The sequence below is a fragment of the Streptomyces sparsogenes genome, assembly GCF_001704635.1.
Taxonomy (GTDB): Bacteria; Actinomycetota; Actinomycetes; order Streptomycetales; family Streptomycetaceae; genus Streptomyces; species Streptomyces sparsogenes.
Map to the genome: position 1 here is coordinate 1 of NZ_MAXF01000078.1, position 19,068 is coordinate 19,068.

Genomic DNA, 19,068 nt, shown 5'->3' on the forward strand with positions numbered 1-19,068 from the left:
CCGGGCCAGACCGCAGTTCGTGGTCTTCTCCTGGGACGGGGCGGGGGAGGTCGGCAACGGCCTCTTCCCGCGCTTCCGCAAGCTCGCGAAGGACCACGGCGCGGCCATGACCTTCTTCCTGTCCGGGCTGTACTGCCTGCCGGAGGGGAAGAAGAGCCTCTACCGGCCGCCGAACAACCCGGTGGGCGCCTCCGACATCGGCTATCTCACCGACGACCACGTCCGGATGACCTTGCAGAACGTGCGCGAGGCATGGCTGGAGGGCCATGAGATAGGCACCCACTTCAACGGCCACTTCTGCTCCGGGACCGGCACGGTCGCCAACTGGACGCCCGCCCAGTGGCGGTCCGAGATCGACCAGGCTGTGTCATTCGTCACAAAATGGCGCACCAACACCGGCTTCACGGACCTGGAACCGCTGCCCTTCGACTACCGCAAGGAACTCGTCGGCGGCCGCACGCCATGCCTGCTCGGCCAGGACAACCTGCTGCCCACCGCCCGGGAGCTGGGCTGGCGCTACGACGCCAGCTCGCCCGGCGGGCGCCAGGTGTGGCCGTCGAAGAAGCAGGGCCTGTGGGACTTCCCGCTGCAGCAGATCCCGTTTCCCGGGCACTCCTTCGAAGTGCTGTCCATGGACTACAACATGCTGGCCAACCAGTCGCGGAATTCGACGAACGCCCCGCCGGCCAACTACCCGGCCTGGCGCCGGCAGGCGGCCCAGGCGTACATATCCGGTTTCCAGCGGGCCTACGAGTCCAATCGCGCGCCCTTCTTCATCGGTAATCACTTCGAGAAGTGGAACGGCGGCATTTACATGGACGCCGTCGAGGAGGCGCTGAAGCACATCGCGGACGAAAAGCGGAAGGACGTGCGGCTGGTGTCCTTCCGACAGCTCACGGACTGGATGGACGCCCAGGACCCCCAGGTCCTCGCCCATCTGCGCACCCTGGGCGTGGGGGAGGCGTGGCGCCCCGCGGCCGCCTGAGCGCCCCCTGAGCGGGGGCCCGCGGGGGCGAGGGGGGTGCCGAAGATCCGCGAAAGGCGCATGCGAAACTTTTCACATGAGTGCCTGCCGCGCCCCTCGGCGCCTCGCGACCCGCCGTCGCGCAACCGTGCTGGCCACCGGAGCCGCGGTTGCCGCGCTGACCCTGTCCGCCTGTGGCGCGGGCGGCACGTCGGGCGGCTCCAGCGACACCAAGTTCGTCCAGGGCAAGGGCGGGGTGGACACGGTCGCCAAGGGTGACCGCAAACACGCCCCCGAGATCACGGGCAAGACCCTCGAAGGCAAGCAGCTCGATCTCGCCGACTACAAGGGCAAGATCGTCGTGCTCAACGTCTGGGGCTCGTGGTGCACCCCCTGCCGGGCCGAGGCGCCCAACCTCGTCAAGGTCGCCAAGGACACCGAGGCCGACGGGGTGCGGTTCGTGGGGATCAACACCCGTGACTCGGACCGGGCCAACGCGATCCAGTTCGAGAAGGAATTCAAGGTCCAGTACCCGAGCCTGTACGACCCGATCGGCAAGCTCATGCTGCGCTTCCCGAAGGGCAGCCTCAACCCGCAGGCCATCCCCACGACCATCGTCCTGGACCGGCAGGGCCGGATCGCGGCGCGCGCGCTCACCCCGCTGAGCGAGGAGGCCCTGCGCAAGATGGTCGAGCCGTTGATCGCGGAGAAGTGACGCCCGTGAGCACCCTCGCCGCCGCCGTCCCCGGCGCCAACGAGACCGTCCTGACCGGGGCGCTGCTGCTGGCGCTGCCGGTCGCCGTCTTCGGCGGGCTGGTCTCCTTCTTCTCGCCCTGCGTCCTGCCGCTCGTGCCCGGCTATATGTCGTATGTCACAGGCGTCACCGGTACGGATCTGGGCGCCGCCAAGCGCGGCCGGATGGTGGCCGGCGCCTCGCTCTTCGTGCTCGGCTTCACCGCCGTCTTCGTCTCCACCGGCGCCTTCTTCGGCAATTTCGGCTGGACGCTGCAGGAGCACAGGGAAACCCTCTCCAAGGTGCTCGGGGTCGTCACGATCGTCATGGGCCTCGCCTTCATGGGGCTGCTGAAGGGCTTCGGGCAGCGGGAGTTCCGCTTCCATATGAAGCCCGGGATGGGACTGGTGGGCGCGCCGCTGCTGGGCGCCCTGTTCGGCGTGGGGTGGACCCCGTGCCTGGGCCCGACGCTGACCGCCGTCAACATCCTGGCGATGCAACAGGCGAGCGCGGGGCGCGGGGCCCTGCTGATGGTCGCCTACTGCCTCGGGCTCGGGCTGCCGTTCATCGCCGTGGCCCTCGCCTATCGGCGCATGCTCGGCGCGTTCGGCTGGGTCAAGCGGCACTACGTCTGGGTGATGCGGATCGGCGGCGGCATGCTCGTCGCCCTCGGGGTGCTGCTCCTCACAGGTGTCTGGGACAGCATCATGGGCGACATGCAGGCATGGGCCTTGCGCTTCAACGTTGGGATCTGATCGATGGCCACCACCGATACCGACACCGCCACGGGGAGCGGCACCGAGAACGGAGCCGCCGGACCCGCCGACGCGCGCGAGCTCGGCGCGGCGGGGGCCCAGCTGTCCACCGCCCCCGCCGAGGACATCAGCGTCCCCTCCATGGGGCCGATCGGATGGGCCCGGTGGTTCTGGCGGCAGCTGACCTCGATGCGGGTCGCGCTGCTGCTGCTCTTCCTGCTGTCGCTCGGCGCGATCCCCGGCTCGCTGATCCCGCAGACCGGCATCGACCCGGTCAAGGCGGACAACTTCAAGCAGCGGCACGAGACGCTCACACCGGTCTACGAGAAGCTGGGGCTCTTCCACGTCTACAGCTCGGTGTGGTTCTCGGCGATCTACATCCTCCTGTTCGTCTCGCTGATCGGCTGCATCGTGCCGCGCACCTGGCAGTTCGTCGGCCAGCTCCGCGGCCGCCCGCCGGGCGCCCCGCGCCGGCTGACCCGGCTGCCCGCGTATACCACCTGGCGGACCGAGGCCGAGCCGGAGCAGGTGCGTGAGGCCGCCCGGCGGATCCTCAGGCGGCGCCGCTTCCGGACCCATACGGTCGGTGACGCGGTGGCCTCCGAGAAGGGCTATCTGCGCGAGGCCGGCAACCTCCTCTTCCACATCGCGCTGATCGTGATGCTGGTGGCCTTCGCCGTCGGGCAGTTGTACAAGGCCGAGGGCGGCAAGCTGATCGTCGAGGGCGACGGCTTCGCCAACAACCTGACGCAGTACGACGACTTCAAGTCGGGCACGCTCTTCGACAAGAACGACCTCGCTCCCTTCGGTTTCACGCTGGACCGCTTCACGGCGACCTACGAGCGCACCGGCCCGCAGAAGCGCACCCCCCGCACCTTCCGCGCCGATGTCACCTACTGGGAGGGCGCGGACGGCAAGGAGCACAAGACCTCGATCAAGGTCAATGAGCCCCTGGAGGTCGCCGGCTCCAAGGTCTATCTGCTGGGCCACGGCTATGCCCCGGTCGTCACGGTCCGCGACGGGCAGGGCCGGGTCGCCTACCGCGGCGCCGTGGCCTCGCTGCCGATCGACGGGGTCAACCTCACCGAGAACGTGGTCGTCAAGGTCCCGGACTACCGTGACAAGAACGGCAAGAAGGACCAGCTCGGCTTCCAGGGCCAGTTCGTGCCGACCCTCGACCTGAGCACGGGCACGATGTTCTCCCAGTTCCCGGCGCTGGACAATCCGGCGCTCATCCTGACCGCCTACCGCGGCGACCTGGGGGTGGACGGCGGGATCCCGCAGAACGTCTACCAACTCGACACCTCCCGGATGAAGCAGTTCAAGAAGTCCGACGGGTCGCCCTTCGCGAAGGTGCTCCGGGTGGGCGACTCCATGAAGCTGCCGGGCGGCGCGGGGACCCTGAAGCTGGAGGGCATCAAGACCTGGGCCACCTTCCAGATCTCCCACCGCCCGGGCAACGACTACGCCCTCGTGGGCGCCGTCGCCGCCCTGATCGGCCTCGCCGCCTCCCTGTTCATCCAGCGCCGCCGGGTGTGGGTCCGCGCGGTGACCGGAGACGACGGCGTCACCGTGGTCGAGATGGCGGGGCTCGGCCGCAGCGAGTCCGCGAAGCTCCCCGAGGAACTCGCCGACCTCGCCGTGGCCCTCCAGTCCGAGGCCCCGCCCGCGCCGGACCCGGACCCGGAACCGGACCCGGACCCCGAAGCCGGCACCGCCGAAGCCGGGACCGACACCGCCGGGACCGACACCGCACAACCCGCTGATCCTTCCGAAGGAGCGCGCGCGTGAACCTCGCTGCCGAAACCAACGAGAATCTGGCCCATATCAGCAATGTGCTGATCTATTCGGCCATGGCGGTCTACACCCTCGCCTTCCTCGCCCATATCGCCGAGTGGGTGTTCGGCAGCCGCAGCGCCGTCGGCCGCACCGCCGCCGCCATCACCGCCGCCCCCGCCGCCTCCGCCCCCGCCGAGGTCACCGTGCGGGCCGCCCAGGGCGGCGGCACCGCCGTCCTCGAGCGCCCCAAGATCGTCACCCGCTCCGCCGCGGGCACCCGGGACGTGCCCGACGGGCCCGGCGCCGGGGGCGGCACCGAGCAGGGCGATCTGTACGGCCGCATCGCCGTCGGCCTCACCGTGCTCGCCTTCCTGATGCACGCGGGCGCCGTCCTCACCCGCGCCCTGTCCGTACAGCGCGCCCCCTGGGGCAACATGTACGAGTTCTCCACGACCTTCGCCATGGTCGCGGTCGGCGCGTACCTCACCCTGCTCGCGCTGAAGAAGAACGTGCGCTGGCTCGGGCTCCCCCTGGTCACCACGGTCCTCCTCGACCTCGGTCTCGCTGTCTCTGTCTTGTACACCGCCAGCGCCCAGTTGGTTCCCGCCCTCCACTCGTACTGGCTGTGGATCCACGTCAGCTGCGCGATCATCTCCGGCGCCTGCCTCTACCTCGGCGCCGTCGCCACGCTGCTCTACCTCTTCCGCGACCGGCACGAGGAGAAGCTCGCCAAGGGCGGGGAGCCCGGCCGCTTCGCGTCCGTCCTGGAGCGGCTGCCCGCGGCCGGCAGCCTGGACAAGTTCGCGTACCGCATCAACGCCACGGTCTTCCCGCTGTGGACCTTCACGATCATCGCGGGCGCGATCTGGGCCGAGGCCGCCTGGGGCCGCTACTGGGGCTGGGACCCCAAGGAGGTCTGGTCCTTCATCACCTGGGTCGCCTACGCCGCCTACCTGCACGCCCGCGCCACCGCCGGCTGGAAGGGCCGTAAGGCCGCCTACCTCGCGCTGCTCGCCTTCGCCTGCTACCTGTTCAACTACTACGGCGTCAACATGCTCATCAGCGGCAAGCACTCCTACGCCGGCGTCTGATCCGCCCACGTCTGACACGCCGCCGACCGCACAGGGCCGGTTCCCGTGACCTCGATCACGGGAACCGGCCCTCGTCGTGCGGACAGTCCCCGGACGTGGAGACGAAACCTCGAACCCGTATCAGAGACGGGGACCCCGACGCCTTCGGGGAGCTGTTCGACGCCTGCGCGCGCTCCGTCCACAACCACGCCTACCGGCTGACGGGGGACTGGTCGACGGCGGAGGACATGGTGTCCCTGACCTTCCTCGAAGCCTGGCGGCTGCGCGGCCGGATCGACGCCGAGGGCGGCAGCCTGCGGCCCTGGCTGCTGGGCATCGCCACCAACACCGTCCGCAACGCCCGGCGCGCCGCCCGCCGCCACGCCGTCGCCCTGAGCCGGCTGCCGCGCCAGGAGCCCGTACGGGACTTCGCCGACGACGTCGCCTCCCGTATCGACGACACGGACCTGCTCGCCTCCGTGACGACCGCCCTGGAGGCTCTGCGCCGCCCCGAGCGCGAGGTCCTCGCCCTGTGCGTGTGGTCCGGGCTCGACTACGCGGCCGCCGCCGAGGCCCTCGGCGTCCCCGTGGGCACGGTGCGCTCGCGGCTGTCCCGGGCCCGCAAGAAGCTCGCCGCGGCGACGGAGAAGACCACGAAGACCGAGAAGGCCGCGGACCGGAACCGGGAACCCGCCCGCCGCCGCGCACAGGTGAGAGATGGCCGCACACCCGCGGCCAGGCCCATCGAGGAGGGAAACCGATGAACGACATCCCGCCGCTCCCCGAGCGCGACCTTCCGCCGGGCCGTCACCGACTCCTCAAGGAGCACCTGATGCGCGAGATCCGGCAGACCGAGGCCCAGGCGGTCCGAGAACCCCGCAGGAGGTGGCTGCGCCCGGCCGTCGCGGGCCCCGCCCTCGCCGGCGCCCTGGCGCTCGCCGTGGTCGCGGGGATCGCGGTGGCGGGCTCCGGCGACGGCGGTACCCGGACGGAGGTCGCCAGGGACGGCACGGCCACCTACGCCTTCGCGCCCCGGGCGGGCGCGGACACCACGGGCGGCGCGGCCCGGGTGCTCGCCCGCGTCGCGACGGTCGCGGAGAAGAAGAAGGCCCACGCCGGCATCCGTGACGACCAGTTCGTGTACACCAAGAGCCTGGTCTCGTACGCGACCGTCACCGACGGCAAGCCGACCGTGCTCGCCCCGCTCCACGACCTCGAGGACTGGACGTCCGTGGACGGCACGCGAAAGGGACGGATGCTCGAGCCGCGCGGGAACCCGCCCCTCGACCTGCCCAACGACCCCGATCCCGCGCCCGGGAAGCCCGGTTACGACCAGAGCGTCAACTACCGCCATCTGCAGACCCTGCCGACCGACCCGGAAGCGATGCGGAGGTGGCTGTACGGCCACACGGGCCACGAGGGGGAGAGCGGGCGGGACCGGGACCAGGACGCCTTCGTCCTCGCCGGTGAACTCCTCCACGGCATGATGCCGCCCAAGGTGAGCGCCGCCCTCTACCGTGCCGTCGCCAAGATCCCCGGTGTGGTGGTGGTGCCCGACGCGGTGGACGCCGCCGGGCGGCACGGCGTCGCGGTGGCGCGGGTCGACTCGTACAGCACCGGCGAACGCAATGAGTGGATCTTCGACGAGAAGACCGGTGAATACCTGGGGACGCGCACCGTCGCCCTCGAGTCGTCGCACGGGGTGAAGGCCGGCCAGGTGACCGGAACCTCCGCGGTCGTCGAGCGCGCCGTCGTGGACAAGGTGGGACAGCGCCCCTCATGACGGTGACACACACGGCGGCGGGCACGGCGGGAAGACGCTGACTCGCTGGACGCCGACACAGCGAGGCACCCACGGCGAAGCGCTGACACGGCGAAGCGCTGACTCGCGAGGCACCGACACGGCGAGGCGCTGACTCGCACGACGCCGACACGTGAAGAGGCGTACGGGCCGACCGGCCCCTACGCCTCTGTGTGTCGCCGCGCGTCGCCCTTAAGGCTTACTCGTTCGTGTCTCCCGAGCCCTCGTTGTTCTTGCGGCGCAGCTCCTCCTCGCGGCGGCGCAGATCCGCCTCCCAGTCCTTGAGCAGCTCCTCGTCCTTCTTGTTCTCCTCCCGGAGGGACTTGAGGAACTCCGGGTTGTCGTCCGGCGCGACCCACTCCTGCCGGCGCCCGGCCGGGGACCCGCCCCCGCCGGCGCCCGCGAGCGCGGGCCGGTTCTTGCCGGCGACCAGCCAGGCGACCGGGCCGATCAGCACCTCGCCGAAGAGCAGCACGATGATGACCCACGCCACCTTGGGGAGGTGGCGCACTTCCTCTTCGGGGGTGTTCAGGCAGTCGATGAAGGCATAGATCCACAGTGCCAGGATGAGCAGGAAGGGCAGGTACCTGAGCATGATGGCCGGTCCCCCGGGGAACGATGGTGGGCCGTGTGCGGCCCCGTGACGGGTCCAGGGTAGTGCGTGTCGGATACTGGAACGCATGGCTTATGACGATCTTCGCTCCTTTCTGCGGGCGCTCGACCGCGAGGGAGACCTCAGGCGCATCAAGGCCGAAGTCGACCCGTATCTGGAGATCGGGGAGATCGTCGACCGGGTGAACAAGTCGGGCGGTCCGGCCCTGCTCTTCGAGAACGTCAAGGGCGCGTCCATGCCGCTGGCGATGAACGTCTTCGGCACCGACCGCCGCCTCCTCAAGGCCCTCGGGCTCGGCTCGTACGAGGAGATCGGCGAGAAGATCGGCGGGCTGGTCAAGCCGGAGCTGCCGCACGGCTTCGGCGGGCTGCGCGAGGCGTTCGGGAAGCTCGGCGCCGTGGCGCACGTGCCGCCGCGGAAGGTGAAGGACGCGCCCGTCCAGGAGGTGGTGCTCACCGGCGACGACGTCGACCTGGAGGCGCTGCCCGCGCTGTTCACCTGGCCCGAGGACGGCGGCTCCTTCTTCAACCTCGGCCTGACGCACACCAAGCACCCGGAGACCGGGGTGCGCAACCTGGGCCTGTACCGCCTCCAGCGCCATGACCGCCGCACCATCGGCATGCACTGGCAGATCCACAAGGACAGCCGCAACCACTACCAAGTGGCCGCCAGGCGGGGCGAGAAGCTGCCGGTGGCGATCGCCTTCGGCGCGCCGCCCGCCGTGACGTACGCCGCGACCGCGCCGCTGCCCGGCGACATCGACGAGTACCTCTTCGCGGGCTTCCTCCAGGGCCGGCGGGTGGACATGGTCGACTGCAAGACGGTGCCGCTCCAGGTGCCGGCGCACGCCGAGGTGGTCATCGAGGGCTGGCTGGAGCCCGGGAAGATGCTGCCCGAGGGGCCGTTCGGCGACCACACGGGCTTCTACACCCCGCAGGAGCCGTTCCCGGCGCTCACCATCGACTGTGTGACGATGCGGCAGCGCCCGCTGCTCCAGTCCATCGTGGTGGGCCGGCCGCCGACCGAGGACGGGCCGCTGGGGCGGGCGACGGAGCGGTTCTTCCTCCCCCTGCTCAAGATCATCATTCCGGACATCGTGGACTACCACCTCCCGGAGTCGGGCGGCTTCCACAACTGCGCGATCGTCTCCATCGAGAAGAAGTACCCCAAGCACGCGCAGAAGGTGATGCACGCCATCTGGGGCGCGCACATGATGTCGCTGACCAAGCTGATCGTCGTGGTCGACGCCGACTGCGACGTCCACGATCTGCACGAGGTGTCCTGGCGGGCGCTCGGCAACACGGACTACGCCCGCGACCTGACGGTCGTCGAGGGCCCGGTCGACCACCTGGACCACGCCTCGTACCAGCAGTTCTGGGGCGGCAAGGCGGGCATCGACGCCACCGCGAAGTGGCCCGAGGAGGGCTACACGCGCGACGGCGGCTGGCCGCGCATGGTCGAGCCGGACCCGGACACGGCCGCGAAGGTGACCCGCCGCTGGAAGGAGTACGGGCTGTGAGCGCCGACTCCGCGACGCCGGACCTCCTCGGCCCCGAGCCCGCGCGGCCCGGCCGCGTCCGCGCCTTCCTGCGGCTGGTGATGATCGAGCACTCGGTCTTCGCGCTGCCCTTCGCCTACATCGCCTCGCTGACCGCGATGCAGCTGTGGGACGGCACGGTCCACTGGCTGCGGCTGCTGCTGGTGACCGTCGCCATGGTGGGGCTGCGCACCTTCGCGATGGCCTGCAACCGGATCATCGACCGGGAGATCGACGCCCGCAATCCGCGCACCGCGGGCCGTGAGCTGGTCACCGGCGTGGTGCCGGTGCGCTCCGCCTGGATCGGGGCGCTGGTCGCGCTCGCGGTCTTCCTCGGCGCCGCGGCGCTGCTGAACCCGCTGTGCCTGGCGCTGGCGCCGGTCGCGGTCGTCCCGATGGTGGTCTATCCGTACGGGAAGCGCTTCACGGACTTCCCGCACGCCATCCTCGGCCTCGCCCAGGCCATGGGCCCGGTCGGGGCCTGGATCGGGGTCACCGGGGAGTGGTCCTGGGACGCGGTGATCCTCGGGCTCGCGGTCGGCGTCTGGATCGGCGGCTTCGACCTGATCTACGCCTGCCAGGATGTGGCGGCCGACCGGGCCCACGGCGTCAAGTCGGTGCCGGCCCGCTTCGGTATCGCCGGGGCGCTGTACGGGGCGCGGGTCTGCCATGTCGTCACCACGCTGCTGCTCGGCTGGTACGGGCTGGCCACCGGCGCCGGGTTCTTCTTCTGGCTCGGTCTGCTGATCGTGGCGGCGGCGTTCTGGTACGAGCACTCGGTGGTGCGGCCCGGCGATCTGTCCCGGCTCAACCGGGCCTTCTTCACGGTCAACGGCTTCGTCGGGATCGCGCTGTTCTGCTGCGCGCTGCTCGACCTGCTGGTGCGGGGACTGAGCCTGTGAGACCCGCCGGTTAGGCTCGTCGTGTGGAGCCGCCGCACGAGCCGTACAGGCCGCACGTAGAAGTGAGCCGGCGCCGGCCCTGGGTGGTCGGTGTCTCCGGTGCGTCCGGGACGCCGTACGCGGCGTCCGTGCTGCGCGCGCTGCTGTCCGCGGGGGAGGCCGTGGACCTGGTGGTGAGCCGGGCCTCGCGGCTGACGCTGCTGGACGAGACGGGCATCTCCTTCCGGGACGCGCACTGGCGCGAGGACCTCGGCCGCTGGCTGGCGCGCGGCGCGGACGGCACGCCCGACGCCTTCGAGCCGGGGGTGGACGTGGCGGACGTGCGCCACTGGGCGGCCGGGGACCTGGCCGCGGGCCCGTCCTCGGGCAGCTATGACGTCAAGGGGATGCTGATCGTCCCGGCGAGCACCGCGTGTGTGGCGGGGGTGGCGCTGGGGCTGTCGAAGGACCTGCTCCAGCGCTCGGCGAGCGTGACGCTCAAGGAGCGCCGCCCGCTCGTGGTCGCGGTGCGGGAGGCGCCGCTGAGCGGCCAGACGCTCAGACACCTGGTCGCGCTGGACGAGGCGGGCGCGGTGGTGGTGCCCGCCTCGCCCGCGTTCTACGCGGGGGCGACCCACATCCAGGACCTGGTGGACTTCGTGGCGGGCCGGGTGCTGGACGCGGCGGGGGTGCCGCACAAGCTCTACCGCCGCTGGGAGGGGGAACTGAGGGGTGGGACCGGGGACGCCTAGCGGACCGGGCCGTCGGCCGGTCCTCGCCCGCGACGCCCACAAGACCGGCAGACCTGCAAGGTTTAGAGGGCGCGATGCCCTTATGCCTTAGATTCTGCATGTAAACTTGCTGTATCTCTGAATAATGGAAGGCGCACGGCATATGGACGCGGTGGACAGGCAGCTCATCCAGGCCCTGCGGGAGAACGGGAGGGCCTCCTACGCGGAGCTCGGCCGGCTCGTCGGCCTCTCCGGGCCCAGCGTCACGGACCGGATCAACCGCCTGGAGGCGGCCGGAGTGATCACCGGCTACCGCGCGACCGTCGACGCCGCCTCCCTCGGCCTCGGGGTGACCGCCCTCATCGGCATCCAGCTCTCCGACGCCACCGACCACGAGGACGTGGCGCAGCGGCTGCGCGACCTGGCCGAGATCGAGGACTGCTGGTTCATCGCGGGCGACGACTCGTACATGCTCAAGGTGCGCGCCACGGACGTGGACGGCCTGGAGCGGACCATCCGCCGGCTGTCCGGCACCAAGGGCGTCTCCCGTACGCGTACGACGATCGTGCTGTCCACGAAGTGGGAGAACCGGGTCGGCGAACTGCCCGACGACGTCAAGGCGTAGCCTCAGGAAGGCCACTTAAGCAAAGGCCTACATAAGCTGACGTATGGGAGGCGGCCGCATGACTGCGTCTATCGACGATGCGGGTTTCAAGCGCGAACTGGAAGAGAAGGTCCGCGCCGGAGAGCGGCTGTCGCGCGAGGACGGTATCGCCCTGTACGCGTCCGACGACCTGGCCTGGCTCGGCGGGCTGGCCCACGAGGTGCGCACCCGCAAGAACGGTGACGTGGTCCACTTCAACGTCAACCGCCACCTGAACATGACCAATGTGTGCACCGCCTCGTGCGCGTACTGCTCCTTCCAGCGCAAGCCCGGCGAGAAGGACGCCTACACCATGCGCATCGAGGAGGCCGTCCGCCTCGCCAAGGCGATGGAGAACGAGAACCTCACCGAGCTGCACATCGTCAACGGCCTACACCCGACCCTCCCCTGGCGCTACTACCCGCGCTCGCTGAAGGCGCTGAAGGAAGCCCTTCCGGAGGTGTCGCTGAAGGCCTTCACCGCCACCGAGATCCACCACTTCGAGAAGATCTCCGGCCTGCCGGCCTCGGAGATCCTGGACGAGCTCATCGACGCCGGTCTGGAGTCGCTCACCGGCGGCGGCGCGGAGATCTTCGACTGGGAGGTCCGGCAGCACATCGTCGACCACCAGACCCACTGGGAGGACTGGTCGCGCATCCACCGGCTGGCGCACCAGAAGGGCCTCAAGACCCCCTGCACCATGCTCTACGGGCACATCGAGGAGCCGAGGCACCGGGTGGACCACGTGCTGCGGCTGCGCGAGCTGCAGGACGAGACCGGCGGCTTCCAGGTCTTCATCCCGCTGCGCTACCAGCACGACTTCGTGGACATGAAGGACGGCAAGATCCGCAACCGGCTGCAGGCCAGGACCACCATGGCCACCGGCGCTGAGGCGCTGAAGACCTTCGCCGTCTCGCGCCTGCTGTTCGACAACGTCCCCCATGTGAAGGTCTTCTGGGTGATGCACGGCGTACGGACCGCGCAGCTGGCGCTCAACCACGGCGCGGACGACATGGACGGCTCGGTCGTCGAGTACAAGATCACCCATGACGCCGACAACTACGGCACGCCGAACAAGCTGACCCGCGACGACCTGCTGGAGCTGATCCGGGACGCGGGCTTCCGGCCGGTGGAGCGGAACACCCGGTACGAGATCATCCGCGAGTACGACGGCCCGGACCCGGCCCGGCGCGAGGCGCCGCAGCCGATGCGCGTCTGAGCGGTCCTGCGGCTGTGTGCGGCCGGCTGCTGAGGGGTGCCCGCCTGCGGCTGTCTGCGGCTGTCTGAGGCCCGCCGGGGCGGGTACCCGGGCCGCATGGCCGCAGCCCGAGGGTCCACCGGGAGGGCCGCCGCCGAGGCGGCGCGCGACCCCGAGGACGCCTACACCGCCGAGCCCTTCGTGCCGCGCGACGCCGACCTGGCCGCGCTGCGCGAGGCGGCCGCCGGGTGCCGCGGCTGCCCGCTGCACCGCGAGGCGACCCAGACGGTCTTCGGCTCCGGGGACGCGGCCGCCCGCGTGATGCTGGTCGGGGAGCAGCCCGGCGACCAGGAGGACCGGCAGGGGCGCCCGTTCGTGGGGCCCGCCGGCAAGGTGCTGATGCGGGCCCTGGACGAGGCGGGGATCGACCCGACCGAGACCTATGTCACCAACGCCGTCAAGCACTTCAAGTTCGGCCACCTCCCCGGGCGCGGCAAGCGGCGCATCCACAAGCCGCCGAGCCTGCGCGAGATGACCGCCTGCCGGCCGTGGCTGGCGGCCGAGCTGCACCTGATCGAACCCGAGGTGATCGTGGCGCTGGGCGCGACGGCCGGGAAGGCGCTGCTCGGCCCCTCCTTCCGGGTCGGCAAGCAGCGCGGGATGCTGCTGCCCTGCCCGCCGCTCGACGGCCACGGCCCGGCCCCCGAGGCGGAGCCGCGCGAGTGCGTGGTCGCCACCATCCATCCCTCCGCCGTGCTCCGCGCCGACGACCGCGAGGCCGCCTACCAGGGGCTGGTCTCGGACCTCAGGGTCGTCGCCGAGGCGCTCGGAGGTCCGTGATTCACTGGATGGGCAGGACTTCCCAGCAGAAAGAAGACGGCCGTGTCTTTCAAGCCGAGCGCGACGTTCCGTTACACCGCCATGCGCCTGGGGATCTTCGCGGGCTGCTTCCTGGTGATGTGGGGCCTGGCGTACTCCCCGTTGCTGCGCTCGGCGCTGGGCAACGCGAACCTCTTCTGGGTCGTGCTGCTCGCCCTGGTCGTCTCGGCGCCGCTGAGCTTCGTCCTGCTGCGCAAGCAGCGCGAGGAGATGGCGGTGCAGGTCGCGGAGCGGGTCGAGCGCGCCAAGGAGCGGCTCTCGGCGAACCAGAGCCAGGAGGACGTCGCCTGAGCAGCGCCCGCCACCCGCTGTAAGACTCCTCACACCCGTCCGGCGCCCCGCCGGCCAGCTTCCGCTGGCCGGCGGGGCGTTGTGGTGTTCGGCCCGCTGTGTGTAAAAGCTCGCCTATGGGGAACTCAAAGTCAGAGTGTTAATGTTTTCGTCATGACGACAGCAGCCGCGCCCCGATTCCCCGCGAGCGTTCCGCTCGTGGCGCGCCTGCACATCGATCTCTGCCGCTGCCGCTCAGCGGCCTGTCGCCGCCGCTGACCCGTTCCCTGCCCAGCGGCCGGAGATCCCGTACGGACTCCTGGCTTTCCCCTGTTCTCTTCCCCCGCCGTCCCCTGCCTTCGGAGTGTGTCCGTTGTCCTCCGCCCCCAAGACGTCCTCCCCGACGTCCTCCATACGCCTGCCCAAGGTGCCGTTCTGGGCGCAGATCCTGCTGGGCCTGGTGCTCGGCGTGCTGCTCGGCTGGGCCGCCCGCAGCGGTGACGTGAGCTGGCTGGTCACCACCCTCGACAAGATCGGCTCGATCTTCGTCCAGCTGCTGAAGCTCGCCGTCGCCCCACTGGTCTTCTTCGCGATCCTCGTGTCGATCACCAACCTGCGGAACGTCAACAACGCCGCGCGCCTTGCCACCCGCACCCTCCTGTGGTTCATGGCGACCTCCCTGATCGCGGTCGCCATCGGCCTGGCCATCGGCCTGGTCACCAACCCGGGCGCGGGCACCGGCCTCACCCCGCAGGACGGCTCCAAGCCGGACCACGCGGGCTCCTGGCTGGACTTCCTCACCGGCATCGTGCCGACCGACGTCATCACGCCCTTCACCGAGCTGAACGTCCTGCAGATCGTCTTCATGGCCGCCGTCGCGGGCGTCGCCGCCCTCAAGCTCGGCGAGAAGGCGCAGCCGATCCTCACCCTCAGCCAGGCCGTCCTGGAGCTGCTCCAGAAGGCCCTGTGGTGGGTCATCCGCCTCGCCCCGCTGGGCACCCTCGGCCTCATCGGCTACGCCATCGCCGAGTACGGCTGGAACCTCATCGGCAAGTACGCGACCTTCACCGCCGACATCTACGTCGGCTGCGCCCTGGTGATGTTCGGCGTCTACCCGACGCTGCTGGCCACGGTCGCCAAGGTCAACCCGCTCAACTTCTTCAAGGGCGCCTGGCCCGCCATCCAGCTGGCCTTCGTCTCCCGCTCCTCGGTGGGCACCATGCCGGTCACCCAGAAGGTGACCGAGCGCCTCGGCGTCCCGAAGGAGTACGCCTCCTTCGCGGTGCCCTTCGGCTCCACGACGAAGATGGACGGCTGCGCCTCGATCTACCCGGCGATCGCCGCGATCTTCATCGCCCAGATCTTCGACGTGCACCTCGGTGTCGGCGACTACCTGCTGATCGCCTTCGTCTCGGTCATCGGCTCGGCCGCCACGGCCGGCCTCACCGGCGCCACCGTCATGCTGACGCTGACCCTGTCCACCCTGGGTCTCCCCCTGGAGGGCGTCGGCCTCCTCATGGCCATCGACCCGGTCCTGGACATGATGCGCACCGCGACCAACGTGGCCGGCCAGGCGCTGGTCCCGGTCCTCGTCTCGGCCCGCGAGAAGATCCTCGACCGCCAGGCCTACGACCACGCCTCGGCCTCCGCGCTCGACGACGTGGAGACCACCGACGACCGCCACGCCGTCCCCGCCGCGGCCTGACCCCACCCCGGCCCGCGCCGGACCCCACCGTCGCCCCGCTCCCCGCCGCCCCCGGCCGGGAGCGGGGCGATGCGTTTTGTTCGCTCAGGACTTGCTCCGGTGGCGGGCGTCGGCCTCGGCGATTGTCGCGGCTTCGGCCTCGGCCAACGCGATGGTGAAGCCGAGCGCCTTGGTGATGTGACTCGCGGCCGACATGACGCGCGCCGTGCCCACGACGGGGGCGATCGCGACGAGAACGTCTTGCAGCTGCTCGGCCGTCAGGTTGGCCTTGACCGCGGGATCGACGTGGGCGAGGTAGGAGATCCCCGGTGCGTCCATGGCGACGAGCGCGGCGAGGCGGGTGAGGATGAGCGTGCGGTCGTCCAGACCACAGCGGTCGATGGAGTCGACTGTCATGGCGGCGAGGGTGTCGAGAACGGGCGTTTCTGACGTTGTGGCCATGTCCGTATCGCCTTCCGGTGCTGTACGTAGCCGACACGCGCCACCCGCTGACCACGGGATTCCCCACGCGTTCGGCGGCTTGCTCCTTCACCGTAAAGGCCCCCTGTGGCTCACGCCCGCTGGGCTGCTCGGGTGAGCCTTGCTGGATCGGCAAGGAAAGTGGCCGTTTCGGCACGCCGGGCGCAAGGTGGGCGCATGACCGAGAACAAGGTTTCGGAAGAGTTCGATGTCGTGGTGGTCGGTGGCGGGGCGGCCGGGCTGGCGGGGGCGTTGACGCTGGCGCGGGCTCGGCGGTCCGTGCTGGTGGTCGACTCCGGGGAGCCGCGGAACGCGCCGGCCGCCGGAGCCCACGGGCTGCTGTCGCGGGACGGGGTGCCTCCGCTGGAGCTGTTGCGGATCGGCCGGGAGGAGGTGGCCGGGTACGGCGGGCGGGTCGTGTCGGACCGGGCGGTTCGCGCCCGGCGGGAGGAGGGCGGCTTCGTGGTCGAGACCGGGAGCGGGCGTGGCTTCCGGGCCCGGCGGCTGCTGGTGACGACGGGGCTGGTCGATGAGTTGCCCGAGGTGCCCGGGCTGCGGGAGCGGTGGGGGCGGGATGTGCTGCACTGCCCGTACTGCCACGGCTGGGAGGTGCGCGACGCGCCGATCGGCGTGCTCGGCGGCGGTCCGCTTTCGCTGCACCAGGCGCTGCTGTTCCGGCAGTGGTCGCCTCGCGTGACGCTGTTCCTGCACACCGGGGCCGACCTGGCCGAGGAGCAGTGGGAGCGGCTGGCGGCGCGCGGGATCGCGGTGGTCGACGGCGAGGTGACCGGGCTGGCCGTCGAGGACGACCGGCTGGCCGGGGTCCGGCTGGCCTCGGGGCGCCTGGTGCCGGTGGAGGCGCTGGCGGTGGCGCCGCGGATGGTGGCCCGCGGCGAGGTCCTCTCGGGCCTCGGACTGAGGGCGGTGGAGCATCCCCGGGGGGTCGGGACGCACGTGGCCTCGGACGCGAGCGGCCTCACCGAGGTGGCCGGGGTGTGGGTGGCGGGGAACGTCACCGATCCGCTGGCCGGTGTCCCGCTCGCTCAGGCGGCCGGGGTCCAGGCCGCGATGGCGATCAACGCGGACCTGGTGGAGGCGGATACGGATGCCGCCGTGGCACGCCGCAGGGCGGTCGTCTCCGGGGGCGCCGCCGGGGATGTGTTCGGGCCGGCCGAGGAGGCCGAGGTCAGTGCGCGGGTCCTGGGCGATCGCCGTCATGGCCTCGACCCGGTGGGGCGCACGGTGGGGGGCACCGAAGGAGCCGAGCGCCCGTAGCGGGGCGGGGCCGGCGGCCTCTAGCGGGGGCGGGGGCGGGGGCCGCGGGCCCGCAGCGGTCGGCCGGGCCGGCGGTGTCGCGGCCGGCGGGGGCTCCGGGGTGCCGGTGAGGGGCGGGGTGCGCCGCCCCCTGGGGTCAGCCCACGTTGTCCTCGGCCAGGACGCGGGCCATGGTGCGCTCGGCCAGGGCGGTGATGGTCACGAAGGGGTTGACGCCGATGGAGCCCGGGACGAGGGAGCCGTCGGTGACGTACAGCCGGTCGTAGCCGAGGGCCCGGCCGTACGGGTCCGTGGCGCGGCCCAGGACGCAGCCGCCGAGGGGGTGGTAGCAGAAGTCGGCGGCGAAGGCGCGGGTGTCGCCGAAGAGGTCGTAGCGGTAGATGGTGGCGTTGGCGGCGTTGACGCGGTCGAAGAGGGATTTGGCGGCGGCGATGGAGGGGGCGCTCTGGGCGCCGGTCCAGTTGAGGACGGCGGCGTCCTTGGCGGCGTCGTAGGTGAAGGTGCCGCGCTCGGGGTTCTTGGTGATGGCCAGGTAGAGGCTGGCCCAGGTCTCGATGCCGGCCGGGAGCGGGGCGATCTCGGCGAAGACGGGGTTGGCGGCGTTGGACCAGTCGTCGATGCCGAGCACCGGGATCGTGGACTGGTGGGCGCCGGTCGGGTGCCACATGTGGTTGGCCCGGCCGAGCATGACGTTCCCGTTGCCGCCCCACCCCTGGCCGACCTGCGGGCTCAGGGCGGGCAGGGCGCCGGTCTCGCGGGCGCGGAGGAGGAGTTCGGTGGTGCCGAGGCTGCCCGCGCCGAGGAAGAGCGAGCGGCAGGAGATCTCGTCGGTGGCGACGACGGCGCCGGTGTCGTCGAGGCGGTCGACGGTGAGGACATACGTGCCGTCGGCGGCCCGGCGGATGGCCCTGACCCGGCTGAGGGTGCGGATGGTGACGTTCCCGGTGCCGAGCGCCGCCGGGAGGTACGTCTTGTCGAGGCTGCGCTTGCCGAAGTTGTTGCCGTAGATGACCTCCTGGGCGAGGGCGGACTTGGGCACGGTCCCGGCGGCTTCGCGCTGCATGTAGTCGAAGTCGTACACATTGGGGACGAAGACGGTCTTCAGGCCCGCCGCCTTCGCCTGGTCGCGGGAGACACGGGCGTACTGGTACCACTCGGTGGACTCGAACCAGGCGGACGGGACGGTGGCGGCGCCGAGCATGCGACGGGCGAGCGGGAAGTAGGTGGCGTACATCGCGGCCGCGTCGACCTGGGGCAGCACCTCCTGGAAGTACGCGCGGGACGGGGTGACCGCCATGCCGCCGTTGACGAGCGACCCGCCGCCGACGCCGCGTCCGACGTAGACGGACATGTGGGGGAAGCGGACGCGGTCCAGGACGCCGGGGTAGGGGGTGATGTCCTTGTTGATGACGTCCAGCCACAGGAAGGTGGCCAGCGGGGCCTCGGTCCTGGTCTTGAACCACATGGAGCGCCGGTCGGGGGCGGTCATCGAGCAGTGGACCCTGCCGTCGGCGGCGGGGGTGTCCCACAGCCGCCCCATCTCCAGGACGAGGGTGCGGACGCCCGCCTCGCCGAGCCGCAGCGCGGCGACCGCCGCGCCGTAGCCGGAGCCGACGACGACGGCGGGGGCGTACTCGGCGCCGCTGGGGCGATCGGCGGCGGCCGCCGGGGAGAGGGCTATGCGGGTGAGCCCGAGGGCCGCGGCGCCGCGCAGCGCGGCCAGACCAAGGATGTGACGACGCGTCAGATTTGCTGTCATGCTCGCATCGTGTGCG

General features: G+C 71.1%; 19 protein-coding genes. 16 read left to right on the forward strand and 3 right to left on the reverse strand.

Going from position 1 to position 19,068, the window contains the following annotated elements:
- The 7 genes from BBH68_RS15560 to BBH68_RS15590 form a co-directional block, all read left to right on the forward strand.
- On the forward strand, nt 1-985 hold a 985-nt coding region (locus BBH68_RS15560), incomplete at its 5' end, for a polysaccharide deacetylase family protein (RefSeq protein WP_065962795.1).
- 76 nt (nt 986-1,061) lie between these two features.
- Nucleotides 1,062-1,679, forward strand: coding sequence for a TlpA family protein disulfide reductase (locus BBH68_RS15565; protein WP_065962796.1), 618 nt, complete (start codon nt 1,062-1,064; stop codon nt 1,677-1,679).
- On the forward strand, nt 1,676-2,452 hold the full coding sequence (locus BBH68_RS15570; RefSeq protein WP_076970862.1) for a cytochrome c biogenesis CcdA family protein: 777 nt from the start codon (nt 1,676-1,678) through the stop codon (nt 2,450-2,452). Before BBH68_RS15565 ends, BBH68_RS15570 begins: the two co-directional genes overlap by 4 nt.
- 3 nt (nt 2,453-2,455) lie before the next feature.
- Nucleotides 2,456-4,243, forward strand: a complete 1,788-nt coding sequence (gene resB, locus BBH68_RS15575; RefSeq protein WP_065962800.1) for a cytochrome c biogenesis protein ResB — start codon at nt 2,456-2,458, stop codon at nt 4,241-4,243.
- Nucleotides 4,240-5,322: a c-type cytochrome biogenesis protein CcsB gene (ccsB, locus tag BBH68_RS15580; protein WP_065962802.1), complete on the forward strand. Its 1,083-nt coding sequence runs from the start codon at nt 4,240-4,242 to the stop codon at nt 5,320-5,322. Before resB ends, ccsB begins: the two co-directional genes overlap by 4 nt.
- 95 nt (nt 5,323-5,417) lie before the next feature.
- A complete protein-coding gene (locus BBH68_RS15585; protein WP_065962804.1) occupies nt 5,418-6,065 on the forward strand; it encodes an RNA polymerase sigma factor in 648 nt (215 codons plus the stop codon).
- The gene (locus tag BBH68_RS15590) at nt 6,062-7,084 is read left to right on the forward strand and encodes a CU044_5270 family protein (RefSeq protein WP_065962805.1); all 1,023 of its coding nucleotides are present in this window, start codon (nt 6,062-6,064) and stop codon (nt 7,082-7,084) included. The genes BBH68_RS15585 and BBH68_RS15590 overlap by 4 nt, the downstream gene beginning before the upstream one ends.
- Before the next feature lie 217 nt (nt 7,085-7,301).
- Here the strand turns inward: BBH68_RS15590 and BBH68_RS15595 are convergent, their stop codons facing one another.
- Nucleotides 7,302-7,697: a PLD nuclease N-terminal domain-containing protein gene (locus BBH68_RS15595; protein ID WP_065962807.1), complete on the reverse strand. Its 396-nt coding sequence runs from the start codon at nt 7,695-7,697 to the stop codon at nt 7,302-7,304.
- A gap of 85 nt (nt 7,698-7,782) precedes the next feature.
- Here BBH68_RS15595 and BBH68_RS15600 point away from each other — a divergent pair, with 85 nt between their 5' ends.
- The 8 genes from BBH68_RS15600 (at nt 7,783) to BBH68_RS15635 (ending at nt 15,559) form a co-directional block, all read left to right on the forward strand.
- A complete protein-coding gene (locus BBH68_RS15600) occupies nt 7,783-9,234 on the forward strand; it encodes a menaquinone biosynthesis decarboxylase (RefSeq protein ID WP_065962808.1) in 1,452 nt (483 codons plus the stop codon).
- Nucleotides 9,231-10,154, forward strand: coding sequence for a menaquinone biosynthesis prenyltransferase MqnP (gene mqnP, locus BBH68_RS15605; RefSeq protein ID WP_065962809.1), 924 nt, complete (start codon nt 9,231-9,233; stop codon nt 10,152-10,154). Before BBH68_RS15600 ends, mqnP begins: the two co-directional genes overlap by 4 nt.
- A 62-nt stretch (nt 10,155-10,216) precedes the next feature.
- Nucleotides 10,217-10,885 carry a UbiX family flavin prenyltransferase gene (locus BBH68_RS15610; protein ID WP_065962812.1) on the forward strand — a complete coding sequence of 223 codons (669 nt, stop codon included), beginning with the start codon at nt 10,217-10,219 and terminating at the stop codon, nt 10,883-10,885.
- A 142-nt stretch (nt 10,886-11,027) separates the two neighbouring features.
- The gene (locus tag BBH68_RS15615; protein ID WP_065962814.1) at nt 11,028-11,489 is read left to right on the forward strand and encodes an Lrp/AsnC family transcriptional regulator; all 462 of its coding nucleotides are present in this window, start codon (nt 11,028-11,030) and stop codon (nt 11,487-11,489) included.
- 58 nt (nt 11,490-11,547) lie between these two features.
- Nucleotides 11,548-12,726: an aminofutalosine synthase MqnE gene (gene mqnE / locus BBH68_RS15620; protein ID WP_065962874.1), complete on the forward strand. Its 1,179-nt coding sequence runs from the start codon at nt 11,548-11,550 to the stop codon at nt 12,724-12,726.
- A gap of 96 nt (nt 12,727-12,822) precedes the next feature.
- Nucleotides 12,823-13,545: a UdgX family uracil-DNA binding protein gene (locus BBH68_RS15625; protein ID WP_065962819.1), complete on the forward strand. Its 723-nt coding sequence runs from the start codon at nt 12,823-12,825 to the stop codon at nt 13,543-13,545.
- A 42-nt stretch (nt 13,546-13,587) separates the two neighbouring features.
- The gene (locus BBH68_RS15630; RefSeq protein WP_174589032.1) at nt 13,588-13,875 is read left to right on the forward strand and encodes a DUF4229 domain-containing protein; all 288 of its coding nucleotides are present in this window, start codon (nt 13,588-13,590) and stop codon (nt 13,873-13,875) included.
- Between the two features lie 352 nt (nt 13,876-14,227).
- The gene (locus BBH68_RS15635) at nt 14,228-15,559 is read left to right on the forward strand and encodes a dicarboxylate/amino acid:cation symporter (RefSeq protein WP_425428815.1); all 1,332 of its coding nucleotides are present in this window, start codon (nt 14,228-14,230) and stop codon (nt 15,557-15,559) included.
- Nucleotides 15,560-15,643: 84 nt separating this feature from the next.
- Here the strand turns inward: BBH68_RS15635 and BBH68_RS15640 are convergent, their stop codons facing one another.
- On the reverse strand, nt 15,644-16,000 hold the full coding sequence (locus BBH68_RS15640) for a carboxymuconolactone decarboxylase family protein (protein ID WP_065962823.1): 357 nt from the start codon (nt 15,998-16,000) through the stop codon (nt 15,644-15,646).
- A gap of 195 nt (nt 16,001-16,195) precedes the next feature.
- On the opposite strand from BBH68_RS15640, the gene BBH68_RS15645 reads away from it, so the two are divergent.
- On the forward strand, nt 16,196-17,293 hold the full coding sequence (locus BBH68_RS15645; RefSeq protein ID WP_065962825.1) for an NAD(P)/FAD-dependent oxidoreductase: 1,098 nt from the start codon (nt 16,196-16,198) through the stop codon (nt 17,291-17,293).
- Nucleotides 17,294-17,429: 136 nt separating this feature from the next.
- Here BBH68_RS15645 and BBH68_RS15650 read toward each other — a convergent pair whose 3' ends face one another.
- A complete protein-coding gene (locus BBH68_RS15650; protein WP_065962827.1) occupies nt 17,430-19,052 on the reverse strand; it encodes a GMC oxidoreductase in 1,623 nt (540 codons plus the stop codon).
- Between the last annotated feature and the right edge of the window lie 16 nt (nt 19,053-19,068).

Coding starts and splice junctions, on each gene's coding strand:
- BBH68_RS15615 (WP_065962814.1), top strand. CDS start 11,028: ATGGACGCGGTGGACAGGCAGCTCATCCAGGCCCTGCGGGAGAACGGG.
- BBH68_RS15645 (WP_065962825.1), top strand. CDS start 16,196: ATGACCGAGAACAAGGTTTCGGAAGAGTTCGATGTCGTGGTGGTCGGT.
- BBH68_RS15640 (WP_065962823.1), bottom strand. CDS start 16,000: ATGGCCACAACGTCAGAAACGCCCGTTCTCGACACCCTCGCCGCCATG.
- BBH68_RS15650 (WP_065962827.1), bottom strand. CDS start 19,052: ATGACAGCAAATCTGACGCGTCGTCACATCCTTGGTCTGGCCGCGCTG.
- BBH68_RS15590 (WP_065962805.1), top strand. CDS start 6,062: ATGAACGACATCCCGCCGCTCCCCGAGCGCGACCTTCCGCCGGGCCGT.
- resB (WP_065962800.1), top strand. CDS start 2,456: ATGGCCACCACCGATACCGACACCGCCACGGGGAGCGGCACCGAGAAC.
- BBH68_RS15565 (WP_065962796.1), top strand. CDS start 1,062: ATGAGTGCCTGCCGCGCCCCTCGGCGCCTCGCGACCCGCCGTCGCGCA.
- BBH68_RS15600 (WP_065962808.1), top strand. CDS start 7,783: ATGGCTTATGACGATCTTCGCTCCTTTCTGCGGGCGCTCGACCGCGAG.
- BBH68_RS15595 (WP_065962807.1), bottom strand. CDS start 7,697: ATGCTCAGGTACCTGCCCTTCCTGCTCATCCTGGCACTGTGGATCTAT.
- mqnE (WP_065962874.1), top strand. CDS start 11,548: ATGACTGCGTCTATCGACGATGCGGGTTTCAAGCGCGAACTGGAAGAG.
- BBH68_RS15625 (WP_065962819.1), top strand. CDS start 12,823: ATGGCCGCAGCCCGAGGGTCCACCGGGAGGGCCGCCGCCGAGGCGGCG.